This window comes from Lysinibacillus sp. C5.1, from assembly GCF_016350185.1.
Lineage (GTDB): Bacteria > Bacillota > Bacilli > Bacillales_A > Planococcaceae > Lysinibacillus > Lysinibacillus sphaericus.
In genome coordinates, this window is record NZ_CP066226.1 from 1,908,137 (window position 1) to 1,920,765 (window position 12,629).

13 protein-coding genes are annotated in these 12,629 nt (G+C 35.0%); 10 read left to right on the forward strand and 3 right to left on the reverse strand.

What is annotated here, in order from left to right; genetic code table 11:
- Window positions 1-258 precede the first annotated feature (258 nt).
- The 3 genes from I5435_RS08985 to I5435_RS08995 all read left to right on the forward strand — a co-directional run bounded on the left by I5435_RS08985 (window position 259) and on the right by I5435_RS08995 (window position 3,529).
- Complete coding sequence (locus tag I5435_RS08985; protein ID WP_024363503.1) at window positions 259-1,011, forward strand: alpha/beta hydrolase; 753 nt, start codon at window positions 259-261, stop codon at window positions 1,009-1,011.
- Between the two features lie 377 nt (window positions 1,012-1,388).
- Window positions 1,389-2,738 carry a branched-chain amino acid transport system II carrier protein gene (gene brnQ / locus I5435_RS08990; protein ID WP_025219255.1) on the forward strand — a complete coding sequence of 450 codons (1,350 nt, stop codon included), beginning with the start codon at window positions 1,389-1,391 and terminating at the stop codon, window positions 2,736-2,738.
- A 158-nt stretch (window positions 2,739-2,896) separates the two neighbouring features.
- On the forward strand, window positions 2,897-3,529 hold the full coding sequence (locus I5435_RS08995) for a LysE family translocator (protein ID WP_025219256.1): 633 nt from the start codon (window positions 2,897-2,899) through the stop codon (window positions 3,527-3,529).
- Window positions 3,530-3,725: 196 nt separating this feature from the next.
- On the opposite strand, the gene I5435_RS09000 is transcribed toward I5435_RS08995, so the two are convergent.
- Together I5435_RS09000 and I5435_RS09005 are read right to left on the reverse strand one after the other, a co-directional pair.
- The gene (locus tag I5435_RS09000; protein ID WP_337983625.1) at window positions 3,726-4,913 is read right to left on the reverse strand and encodes a YhgE/Pip domain-containing protein; all 1,188 of its coding nucleotides are present in this window, start codon (window positions 4,911-4,913) and stop codon (window positions 3,726-3,728) included.
- 58 nt (window positions 4,914-4,971) lie between these two features.
- Window positions 4,972-5,553: a TetR/AcrR family transcriptional regulator gene (locus tag I5435_RS09005; protein ID WP_024363509.1), complete on the reverse strand. Its 582-nt coding sequence runs from the start codon at window positions 5,551-5,553 to the stop codon at window positions 4,972-4,974.
- Window positions 5,554-5,773: 220 nt separating this feature from the next.
- Here I5435_RS09005 and I5435_RS09010 point away from each other — a divergent pair, with 220 nt between their 5' ends.
- Genes I5435_RS09010 through I5435_RS09025 form a run of 4 tightly spaced genes read left to right on the forward strand, consistent with a single transcriptional unit; the run spans window position 5,774 to window position 8,794 of the window.
- A complete protein-coding gene (locus I5435_RS09010; protein WP_337983626.1) occupies window positions 5,774-6,088 on the forward strand; it encodes a PadR family transcriptional regulator in 315 nt (104 codons plus the stop codon).
- A 29-nt stretch (window positions 6,089-6,117) separates the two neighbouring features.
- Window positions 6,118-6,648, forward strand: a complete 531-nt coding sequence (locus tag I5435_RS09015) for a DUF2812 domain-containing protein (protein WP_025219258.1) — start codon at window positions 6,118-6,120, stop codon at window positions 6,646-6,648.
- A 12-nt stretch (window positions 6,649-6,660) separates the two neighbouring features.
- Entirely contained in the window at window positions 6,661-7,566 is a 906-nt protein-coding gene (locus I5435_RS09020) for an ABC transporter ATP-binding protein (RefSeq protein ID WP_024363512.1), read from the forward strand.
- Window positions 7,544-8,794 (forward strand): ABC transporter permease, encoded by a 1,251-nt coding sequence (locus I5435_RS09025; RefSeq protein WP_337983627.1) that lies wholly within the window; start codon window positions 7,544-7,546, stop codon window positions 8,792-8,794. The genes I5435_RS09020 and I5435_RS09025 overlap by 23 nt, the downstream gene beginning before the upstream one ends.
- A gap of 39 nt (window positions 8,795-8,833) precedes the next feature.
- Here I5435_RS09025 and I5435_RS09030 read toward each other — a convergent pair whose 3' ends face one another.
- The gene (locus tag I5435_RS09030; RefSeq protein WP_337983628.1) at window positions 8,834-9,019 is read right to left on the reverse strand and encodes a hypothetical protein; all 186 of its coding nucleotides are present in this window, start codon (window positions 9,017-9,019) and stop codon (window positions 8,834-8,836) included.
- Window positions 9,020-9,301: 282 nt separating this feature from the next.
- Here I5435_RS09030 and I5435_RS09035 point away from each other — a divergent pair, with 282 nt between their 5' ends.
- The 3 genes from I5435_RS09035 (at window position 9,302) to I5435_RS09045 (ending at window position 12,625) form a co-directional block, all read left to right on the forward strand.
- A complete protein-coding gene (locus I5435_RS09035; protein ID WP_024363515.1) occupies window positions 9,302-10,471 on the forward strand; it encodes a toxic anion resistance protein in 1,170 nt (389 codons plus the stop codon).
- A 216-nt stretch (window positions 10,472-10,687) separates the two neighbouring features.
- A complete protein-coding gene (locus tag I5435_RS09040) occupies window positions 10,688-11,176 on the forward strand; it encodes a nitrous oxide reductase accessory protein NosL (protein WP_024363523.1) in 489 nt (162 codons plus the stop codon).
- Window positions 11,177-11,218: 42 nt separating this feature from the next.
- Window positions 11,219-12,625 (forward strand): nitrous oxide reductase accessory protein NosL, encoded by a 1,407-nt coding sequence (locus tag I5435_RS09045; protein WP_337983629.1) that lies wholly within the window; start codon window positions 11,219-11,221, stop codon window positions 12,623-12,625.
- The last annotated feature ends 4 nt before the right edge of the window (window positions 12,626-12,629 follow it).

Below are 12,629 nucleotides of genomic sequence, written 5' to 3' on the forward strand. Positions count from 1 at the left end.
TTATAACGGTAAAAGGATAGGAAGTATAGGCAACTTGGGAAAATTTTAAATGGCAGCTCATCGGAAATTAAACAAATGAATTTTTTACATTTAGAAGTACCTCTAAAGGGTGATTACAGAAGGCATCAACCTTACACCATTCATGCATAAAACGTATCGAAACGATAAAAACTATAAATTGTACATTATGAATAAAGGGTGTTAAGATAGACACATAAAATACACAAATACAAATTTCCGTGAAGGGGATATTATAAAATGAAGTTATCAAAGCCGCAACCTCTAACAATTGAGGGAGGCAAAAAAGCCGTACTATTACTGCATGGATTTACAGGTAGCACAAAAGATGTGAAAAAGCTAGGGGAATTTTTATCCAAACGTGGTTATACCGTTCATGCACCTATCTATAGTGGGCACGGGGTAGAACCGGAAGCCCTACTAGAAACAAAACCTGAAGACTGGTGGAACGATGTAGTAGAAGGCTACAACTTCCTAAAAGATAAAGGATATGAAGAAATCGCAGTAGTTGGTATTTCACTTGGCGGAGTTTTTTCATTAAAAGTAGCAGAGCAATTTCCTGTTAAAGGAGTTGTTGCCATGTGTGCGCCGATAACACGTGATAGCTCAAAAGGATTATTTACACGTTTATACAATTATGCAAGACTTTACAAGCACTTTGAAAACAAGTCCAAAGATCAAATTATTTCTGAACTACACGAATTACGTATTTCACCAAAAGATTCTTTAGATGGCGTAACACGCTTAACAGAAGAAACACGTGAAGATTTACCTGCAATTAAAGCACCAACTTTAGTATTGCAAGGACTACTAGACGATGAGCTATATCAACAAAGCGCTCCGTTTATTTTAGATACAGTTAAAACAGATGATAAAGAAATTATTTGGTATGAAAATTCTGGTCATATTATTACGTTAGATAAAGAACGTGATAAAGTGTATGAAGACGTGTATAATTTTTTAAACCATATAGAGTGGTCTGTTGCAAACTAAGAGCTGTCGTCTGACAGCTCTTTTTATTTGTTAATTTTTACTTAATAAGCTAGGAACTGTACTATTAGCATTTATCTTAGAAAAAACTATTGTTTTTATAATAAATGCCTGTTACCATAATGAAATTGTAGTGAAAATTCATTCGATTTAACTTATTTCAGCAAAACGCTTTATTTTTATTAGTGATGAACGAATGTGATAAAATCACTGAATTGCGTAGGGGGTCGAACTCTAGCTGTAGTAAGAGAAGCTTCATTGAATATCTTCCATTCTATATGGAGCATTTCGAGCAAGCTCGAAAAAAATCAGGACGCAATTACGCTAAAACGTAATTGATTATTTGCTATAGTCAAACACATCTAAGGAGTACATCAATTATGCAAAAGAAAATACCTTTTTCTACATATGCAGTCATTGGAACGATGCTATTTGGACTGTATTTTGGAGCAGGAAATCTAATTTTTCCAATTCAACTTGGACAACTAGCAGGGACTAACTTTTGGTTTGCCCTTGTCGGTTTTTTAGTAACGGCAATCGGGTTACCGTTTTTAGGTATTTTAGCGATTGGTTTATCGGGCAGTAATGGACTGCGTGATTTAGCGAGTCGTATTCATCCTTTATTCGGCGTTATTTTTTCATTAGCGCTATACTTAACAATTGGTCCTTTCTTTGCGATTCCAAGAACGGCAACAGTGCCATTTGTCGTTGGTTTTGAACCGTATATTAATGCGGAACATACAACCATGTTACTTGCGTTGTTTAGCTTTATATTTTTTGCCATTGTCTATTATTTCTCGTTAAATCCAGCGAAGATTATGGATTATATCGGTAAGGTGTTAACACCAGCCTTTTTAGTGGTATTATTTATTTTAATTATTATTAGTATTGTAAAGCCGATGGGGCACTTCCAACAGCCAATCGGTGACTATATTCAATCTTCCTTTATGACTGGCTTTAAAGAAGGTTATAATACAATGGATGCACTAGCATCGCTAGCGTTTGGTATTGTTGTCATCAATGCCATTAAAAATGCAGGGATTACAGATCGTAAAGAAATTGCTAAGGCAACATGGAAATCAGGCATCTTTGCGATGGCACTAATGACGTTAATATACGGACTTATTACGTATATGGGCGCATCTAGTATTGAATCTATTGGAACATTTGACAACGGTGGTTTAATTTTCGCTGCGGTTGCGGATCATTATTTTGGCTCTTTTGGTGCAATTTTATTAGCGGTCATTATTGTGCTAGCTTGTTTAAAAACGAGTATTGGCTTAATTACTTCTTGTAGTGAATTTTTCCATGAAGTGTTTCCAAAGGTTAGCTATAAAATGTTTGTTCTATTATTGTGTGTCGTGTCCTTCTCTATTGCGAACTTTGGTTTAAATAATATTATACAATTTGCTATTCCAGTGCTTATGTTCTTATATCCACTTGCAATTGTTCTGATTTTACTTGCTTTAAGCTCTTCGTTATTTAACAATAAGCAGGCTGTATACGCATCGGCTATGTTTTTGACGTTTTTCGTTAGTCTAATCGATGGCTACAAAGCGCTTGTTATTAGTATTCCTGGAGCACAATTAAGCTTGTTAGACACAGTAGAGCAACTATTTTCCGATGTTTTACCACTATATGATATCGGTTTAGGTTGGATATTACCGGCTATGATCGGTGTTGTGATTGGCTTGATTTTGCCTTCTAAACAAACGAAAATCATTCACTAGTTTTGTCATTTTAGTGATTTACTTAATAAAAAAGTGTTAGATTGAATGTCAATCTAACACTTTTTCTTATTTTTATATACGAAAATAATATATGCAGAAAATTTATTCAATTTAATTTATAATGTTACTTATGATTGTGATAAGGAGAAGGTGAGCAAATGCACGAACTTTGGATGTTTACAGCAGTGGCGCTAATGATTGTTATGGTGCCTGGAGTAGATTCACTACTAGTTTTAAAAAATACAATCGTACATGGCAAAAAAGCAGGCTTTTTTACAATGGTAGGGATTGTCCTAGCACTACTAGTTTGGACAACTTTAGCAGTACTTGGCCTTGCAACGATTATATCAAAATCAATGGTCGTATTTTTAGTCATCAAGTATGCGGGTGCAGCTTATTTAATTTATTTAGGCATTCAATCATGGCGTGCAAGGGCACAAAATATGATGTTGCAAGAAGAGGTTACTATCAAAGAAAATGGAGAAAAAAATGTGCCGCTTAGTTGCATGACACAAGGCATTACAACGGACTTATTAAACCCAAAAACATTGTTATTATATGTAACATTAATGCCTCAATTTATTCAACCAAATTTTAATATTAACGCGCAATTAATAGTGTTAGCAGGCATTTTAATTGCCTTATCCATTGTTTGGCTAGGCATTGTCATTCTTGTGATGAATGTAATTCGCAAATGGTTTATGAAGCAGACTGTACAAGCAATGTTTAATAAAATAACAGGTGTAATGTTAGTAGGCATTGGTGTTCGCATTGCCACTGAAAAAGTATAAGAAAATTGAAAAAAAGCACGCAATGGTCAATTGCCATTGCGTGCATTTTACGTTTTGAAGAAAATAGTGGAAATAGCCATTAAACTTTGGGAAACGCCACTAAAACTTGAGGAATGGCCACTATACTTGAAATAATCATAAACTAGCAAAAAAATGTTAGATTGAAAGCCATCAATCTAACATTTTTCTCTTTTGTTCAATTATTGAGCTGTAGGGCTTTAGGTTTTTTAAGTGCAACTGCTATGATTGCGATTGCTAGTGTAACAACGATAATCATACCTAATGCACTGCTATTACTTATCAAGCTTTCAGTGTTACCGCCAAAAATAATTGTATAATAACCGTCAGCACCGTATGTCGCTGGCAAAAGAGAAGCGACGCGATGGTAAAAATCTGAAAGCATCGCATTCGGTACGAGGACACCAGATGTAACAAGTTGTAATGACAGTGCACAAATATTAAAAATCATGCCAAGATTACCAAATAGAATAACAAAAACTTGTGCTAAACATAGGAAAGCCCAAAACATAAACGCTTGGAAAAAATAAATAGTGAATAAACTTTCATCACTTGAAATCGCAAATAGCTGCATTAAACCAATTGTTAGTAAGGGCAAAATAAATGCAACAGCAAAATTGAGCAGTTGCCGTGCAAAGAATAAAGACCATTTCGAAACGCTATCTTGAACCATTTGGGCTGCTTGTTGGTGTTGCATAATCATCACCATCGCACCAACAAATGAAGAAATAATCACCATTAACGGGACGAAATTCGCAGCAAACCCTTTCGCATCATTTGTTTTAATAATAGTCGATTCAACGATACGATCTTTTACACCCATAATGGTTGTCGTGACAGTGTCCTGAACAAGCAAGGCGCTATTTTGTTCCATTGGAAGTTGTGAAAATTGTTGGGAAAACGCCTTTACAATTTCGCCTTGCTGTACAGGATATAACTGATGATTAACTTCATTTGTAGTCTGTTTTGCTACACCCTCCATCATTGTTTTGGCAAGGCTTGCGTTCGCTTGATTAATAAAATAAATAATGTTTGCTTCTTTACCTGCTTTGAGCTGAGCAGTGAATTCTGCTGGTATATGAATAATCATATGAATATAACGGTTTTCCAAATCCTTTTCCGCCCTATCGATGGAGGTAAAATCTTTTGACGCAAAGGGCAATGACTTTTTAAGCCCATCTATCACTTCTTGCCCAAAGGCAGCATCTTCGCTAATATAGCCGATTGTTAAGTTATCTGTTCGATCATTTATGCCATCATATGCAGTCATCCAAATAGAAAAGAATATTAATTGAAATGCAATTGTAGCGACAATGCCAATATAGGTTTCACGAATCTTAAATAATGCTTGTAATCCTTTTGTCATATCTTCTTATTGCCTCCTAATAAGTAAGTACTTGCTTGCATAGTAGGAAAAATTTTTTCTAGGAAGTTAAGCCCCTAGAAAAAATTGCAACACTTGTCTTTATTAATTCTTCTGTTGGAAGGGTAGAAACGATTGTACCTAATCGAGCGCGTGAAATAAAGTGACCAAAATTAAGGGCTATAAGAGATAGTGCAGCCGCTTCAAAGTTGACCTCACGAATTTTTCCTTTATGATGCATTTCCTTAAAGTAATGTATTAGTTCATTTTTAAAGAGTAAAGGAACATTTGCTATTTCAGCATTTATTTCAGGAAATTGCATCGATTCCTTAAAGCCAATCATCACAAAGTCCTTGATAGACATCATATACTCGAAATATTGCATTGAAAAGCGGGTTAAATCCGTTTCTAAATCCCATGTAACCTCTTCACGCATTGTTTTTTGCAAAATTGGGTTGTAAGAAAATTTGTCTACAATCGTTTTTAAGAGCCCCTCCTTATTGCCAAAATGGCGAAAAATAGTGACTTCATTGACCTGTGCTAAGTCGGCGATTGCCTTTGTTGTGGCTGCGGTATAACCTTTTTCGCTAATTAATTGTAAGGCTGCATCTATTATGCGTTGTGCTGTTTCTTTTGTTGCCAATAAACTAAGTCCTCCTATGCAAGTAGTTACTTACATGCTACCATGCACGATTTAGATTGGCAATAAAAATAAAGCGCTAAATTGTAAAAGAGGTTGGTATTTAAATTATTATGCCATACTATTCTATTATCGTTGTTGACAACTATATCGGACGTTGATATATTTTAATTATATCGTCAGTCGATATATTGTTAGACGATATATTGAGGGAGGTTTTAGTATGACACAGGAATATCCTCCATTAACTGAGGGTGTTTATTATATTTTGTTGGCATTATTTGAGGCGCGTCATGGCTATGGCATTATGCAATTAGTTGAAGAAATGAGTAAAGGCCGTGTTCGTCTTGGCGCAGGTACTATATACGGAGCTATCAAAACATTGTTGGAGCGACAATGGATTGAGGCACTAGAAGATGATGGACGCAAGAAGGAATATATAATTACAGAAAATGGAAAGAAAGTGGTTGAATACGAAATTTTGAGATTAAGGGAACTTTTTGACAATGGTATCCGTATAACGAATGGAAAAGCTTAAAAGCGCATTTGCATGTAGGAGGTGTTGACATGAAAAAAATTAAATTTCGCTTTTTTTTAGATTATGAAAAAGAAGAGGCATGGGTAAATGATTTGGCTGCACAAGGATGGCATTTACAAAAGAACATAATTAGTTTCTTTGTATTTGAACAAGGCGAGCCAGGAAAGTATATTTACCGCAATGAATTAGTTGAAGGTAAAAAGAAAGATTATTATGAATTTTTGGAATCGATGAATATTGAATGCGTTTCTAAATTCGGCGTTTGGGCATATTATCGAAAAGAAGCGATCGATGGGGACTTTGAATTATTCTCAGACGCACCTTCTAAAATACAATATTTAAAATCAATCACTAGATTGTTTATCCCAATTGCGTTGCTCAATATTATCATTGGCATTTTTAATATCATTACGGGATTTACAGCGTCTCCAGTAGCGTTCATGTCTATTAATCTTGGCATCTTGAATATGGTGATGGCGCTGTTCATGTATGTACCGATTCGAAAAATTCAAAGACGTAAAAAGCATTTGGAACATGATTTACATATATTTGAGGGGTAGGGAGGATGAAAGATGACATTACAATTACAGCATGTCACAAAAAAATATAAAGATTTTACAGCGGTTGATAATTTAAATTTCACTATTGAGAAAGGTGAAATTTTCGGGCTCATTGGTCAAAATGGGGCGGGCAAAACAACGACTTTTCGTATGATTTTAGATTTACAGGAAACAACTGCTGGTACGATATCATGGAATGGAAAGCCTGTCAATTCGATTAACCGAGATGTACTTGGTTATTTACCAGAGGAGCGTGGGATTTTTCCTACGATGAAAGTAGAGGACCAATTATACTTCTTTGGAGAACTGCGAGGCATGAAAAAAGCAGCGCTTAAAAAAGATATTGATTTTTGGATTAGTCGTTTTGAGTTAGAAGAGAAGCGTAAAGATAAAGCAGAAACACTATCAAAAGGCAACCAGCAAAAAGTACAGTTGATTGCAAGCTTTATTCATAAACCCCAATTTTTAATTTTAGATGAGCCTTTTAGTGGTCTTGACCCAGTCAATAAAGATTTACTAAAAGATGCTATTTTACTACTAAAAGAACAAGGTACAACTATTTTATTTTCAAGTCACCAAATGGATAATGTGGAAGAACTTTGTGATCATTTATGTTTACTAAAGCGGGGCGTTTCTTTATTTTCTGGCAGTTTATTAGATTTAAAGAAACAATATGGGAAAACAAAGCTGTCTGTGCGTAGCAATTGGTCTACTACGGAATTACTTCAGCTCGAAGGTGTGAAAGATGTGCGTGTAGAAAAAGAGCAAACAGTGTTATTGCTTGAAGATGAACGTTTTGCAGAAAGTATTTTCCAACAGTTGTCAGCGGGCAAATATATTGAAAAATTTAGTTTAGATTATTTAACATTGGACGAAATCTTTAAAGATAAGGTAGGTGGTACTGTTGTCGAAGTTTAGTTTGTTAATGAAGCAATTATACAAATCAAAATTAAAATCCAAATCATTTATATCAATGACCCTTCTATATGTAATTGCGATGTCCGTTGCTATTTTTTGGTCGGATATTAAGGAGCTTTTTACAGGCGATGATGAGGCGCAGCAAATTGCAATTGTTAATGATACGAGCGCAGATTTAAGCGGCATTTTTGTGTCCAATAGCGATATGACATTTATTCAGGATGAATCAAATATTAAAAAGTTGGAACAACAAGTCAAGGACGGGAAGCTCGCCGCACTTGTTGAAGTAAGTGATCAGAACGGTCAATTGCATGCGGAAATTTCAACATTTCAACCGTTAAAACTAAATGATCAATCGACGATATCATCTTTATTGCAATATGCAGGTCAGCATTATGCTGTGCAAAAGCTATCTCTAACTTCAGAACAAGCGGCACAAATTATGGCAGCAAAAACGGTTATTTCAAATAAAAATTTAAATGCAGAATCTACTGGCGGAAAAAGCGAGGAAGAAAAGCAATCAGGGCTTTGGGTATCCTATGCTGTCGGTATTTTAATTTACTTCTTTATTTCTACGTTCCTATCAATGATTACAACTGAAATTGCTTCTGAAAAAGGCTCACGTGCGATGGAAATGCTATTAGTAAGTGTGAAACCAGCAACACATTTTAAAGCGAAAATTGCAGGTGTTTTGCTGCTAGCTTTGACGCAAATGGGCATCATTGCAGTAGTTTTCCTTATCTATGCAAAATTCGCGAAAAACGGTGTGATTTGGGAAATGGCGACAAGCATTGTGAAGGAGCTATCAGTTGGCTATGTGTTATATGCGATGCTATTTTTAGTATTAACAATTATTTTATATTTAATAGTCGGTGCATTATTCGGCTCATTAGTATCGAAAGTAGAGGAAGCAGGTCAAGTATTGATGCCTGCAATGATGATTACATTAATCGGTTTCTATGTGATGCTTTCAGGTATTGGCAATCCAGATACAATTATTATTAAAGTATTCTCTTATATTCCGTTCACTTCTGGAATGGTGATGCCAATGCGTATTGGTGCAACGGATATTGGCATGATCGAACCATTACTGTCCCTTGGTATTTTATTGGTGACGATTATTGTGGCTTATTTATTTAGCTTATCATTCTATAAACGCAGTGTCTTAACGTATAGCACAGGCGGCGTAATTCAAAAGTTTAAAACTGTTTTAAAAGTAACAACATAATGAATGATGGAAAGCAGCTATTTACATGTAGCTGCTTTTTTAAATAATATAAAAAACGTTGATTTCCGTTCCTTGCGCTCCCTTTTTTGCAAGCACGGCTCCAACTAATTTTTGCGGCGGACGCCACAAAAATGGATTTTCCACTCGTGCTGTTCCTGCTGGAGTGTCATGCTTTTCACTGCAATAATTTGCTTCTACACATAGAGTAAACGAGGTAACATTCATAAAAATACATCATATTTATTATAGTCAGCAGTCTGATAGTTACTAGGATGTGACTATTTTCGACATCAATATACTAATTTTTAGAAATGATGTAAGGTGAAATGAAGAATCAGTCGAATTTTTAGTTCAAACAAGCTATAATTTGGAGAGTAGTCATTTTGTTGAAGATGCGATAAGTGTCGCAATCTAACTTAACTTTCACGTAAACGCTTGAGATAGATGAAACTTTTTCATCTCGTAATCGTATGTAATAAAAGAGATAAATCGCAGGGGGTATTACTTATGTCTGAAATGAACAACGACTTGTTAAAATCAAAAGATCCATTCGCAACCGAAAATCCACTGCTACAACCTAACCCGTTGTTGCAGGCTGAATCAGTACAAACACCGACACTTATTTCTGAACAAGAGTTATCACAAATTGCACAAAATCAACTGGCTTTAAAGAAAGATCCTGAAGTGCATGCACTTGCGCAAAAAATTGATGTGAAAGACCAAATCGCCATGTTAGAGCTAGGCAAAGAAACAGCGAATGGTATTTCTACATTTTCAGATAAAATGTTGGCGACAATGAGAGCTAGCAAACTTGAAGAATCCAGTGTCTTATTAAATAATTTAAATAAAGTAATGGATAAATTTGACCCGCAAGATTTTGCGGAAGAGAAAAAAGGCGGTTTCCTGACAAAGCTGTTTAGTAAAGGTAAAGAACAATTAGAAAGATTTTTATCGAAATATGACAGCATGAATAAAGAAGTCGATGTCATTTACCGTGAAATTCAAAAATATGAAGTTGAAATGAAACGAAATACAATCGACCTAGAAAATTTATATGACCAAAATTTAAACTATTTCCAAACATTAAGTAAATTTATTGCAGCTATTGAAGTCAAGGCAGAAGAAGTACGTTCAGCCTTACCTATGTTAGAGCAAAAAGCGCAAACAGGTGACCAACTAGCAGCTATGGAATTTGAAACGATGCAACGTGCTGTAGAATTATTGGAACAACGACGTTATGACTTAGAAATGGCGCAGCAAGTATCATTCCAATCGGCACCGCAAATTCGCTTAATGCAACAAGGTAATAACCATTTAATCGGTAAAATCAACTCAGCCTTTGTTACAACAATTCCAATTTTTAAACAAGGTCTAATTCACGCTGTAACATTAAAGCGTCAAAAGCTAATTTCAGATTCTATGAGTGAGCTGGATCGTCGTACAAATGAAATGCTTGTTCGCAATGCTGAAAACATTAGTAAAAACAGCGTCAATATTGCCCGTGCCGCAGGTAGCCCAAGCATTAAAATTGAAACGATTGAAACAACATGGCAAACAATTATGGCAGGCATTCAAGAGACAAAACAAATTCAAGCAGAAACAGCAAGAAATCGCGAAGAAGGCCGTAAACGTATTGAAAAACTACAACTTGAATACGAAAAACTAAAAAAAATGTAATAATAAAACAGAAGACTGTAGACAAACTTGTACAAAATGCAAGTTTGCCTACAGTTTTTTTATTTTCCCTAATATTTAAACTACATGTGGCTCTCTTGAGTGGAAATCCCCTTAAAAACTCCCATTCCGATAAAATTTTTCATTTATTTCACAGTTATTTTCAACTTATTTCATATTTTTACCGTATCATGGTGAATTGAAAGGAGATTGGAAACAATGAAAAAACTAGTCGTTTTAGGAATGATTTTGTTAAGTATTCTCGCTATCAATTTTATAGACAATAAGCACGACCTGAATGCGGAGGCAGCTAAGTCTAGTTTAGAAAAGGATGTACCTAATAATACAAATTGTGCATTTTGTAATATGGTTGTGTACCAAAAAAAAGACAAAATGGGTGTTTTTTCAGGACAGGCTATAAAGAAGAAAGGGAAGGTAGTTTATTACGACGACATTGGATGCCTTTTATATGATGAAGTAAAAAATAAAGCAACTTATAAAAAGTATGTTCGTGATTTCAATACACTAAAGTGGGTGCAAGCTGAAAAGGCGACGTATGTTAGAACTACGCTAGCATCCCCAATGGACGATGGGTTTATCTGTTTTGCAAAAGCATCTGATGCCAAGGCCTATGTTGCCAAACATTCAGATACAGAAATTGTTTCGTTTAAAACCGTACAAAAAGAGAGCATTGAAAAATATCAATAGGTATATAGAAAAGAGCTTAATTGTGAAAGGAACATATTAAAAATGAAAAAAATTTTACGCCTCGGATTGCTTATATGTGTTATGGTAATAGCGTTTTTAACTGGTAATCAACATTCAACTGCCCTTGCAGCGATGACTGATGTGCAAGTGATGAAAGATGGAGAAGTCGTTTATTATAAAGATGTGTTTTCAGCATTATATGATGAATTAAATGAAGGGGTAACACGCACGAAAAATGTAAAGGATTATAGTACAAAAAGATGGGTTCCGTTAGATTCGGTTACAATCGTTAAATTAAATGCATTAAAAAATATTTATTTCGCAAAAGAAGTAGCGGCAGATAATTATATTAAGGCTTATAAAGAGAAAAATAATAGTACTTTGAAAAAAGTTAAATTCAGTACGATTCAAGCGAGTGCTGAGGAAAAATATAATAAAGAAGCACCTAGCCTTGCATTGAATGTAAGTAAAACAACACCGACGACGACAGATGTGACAGTGAATGTAGATGTTACAGATAATGAGAAAGTAATCTTGAAACAGTGGGCAAAGGGTACAAAGCCAGCAAATCAATTTTCAGAAACCGATACAACATTCACAGAGAACGCATTTACAGTAAGTGAAAATGGAACGTATACGGTTTTTGCTATAGACAATAATGGGAACAAAAGAACGAAATCCATAACAATCACAAATATTGATAAAGCGGCACCAACCATTACATTGTCAATCCCTGAAAGCGATGTAACGGCGGTTAGTAAAAAAATACAAGTTCTTACCACGGATGATAATGAAATCCAAAATCAGAAATGGGCTTATGGAGATAAAGACGTCGAATACTTTATAGATAAAGGTTCAAAAATTGCCACTTTGCAAAATGAAAAACAAAAAGATAAAATTATTGCGCTGAAAAATGGCGTTTATACAGTATACGCAGAAGATAAATTAGGCAATAAAGCAGTAAAAACAATTACAATCGATGGCATTTCTGAATTTACAGAAGTAACACAAACGGGGGTTCATTGTGAAGTTTGCCGTATGGATCTAAATAATACTGACCCAAATAAAGTGTACGCTGCCAAAGCAATTGACCAAGAAGGATATACGCATTATTTTTGTCGAATTGGATGTATGTACCATCAAGAACATTCAAATGGTTTAGCATTTACGAATAAATATGTTCGAGATTATGGCGCAACAGCACCACGCACAAATAACTGGATTGATGTTGAAAAGGCGATAACGGTAAAATTTAATAGTAGCGAAACAGCTAAAGGCATTATGGGATGGAAACTATTCCACTTCTCTGATTTATCAAGTGCAGCAAACTACTTAGGTATGAGCAAAGAACATGTAGTGGCTGAAAAATTAGAAAATATTATGGAATATACGAAAACGAATAATAAGGGCATGAATTATCAATATGAGGTTGATAAAATAGCGCCGTAATATA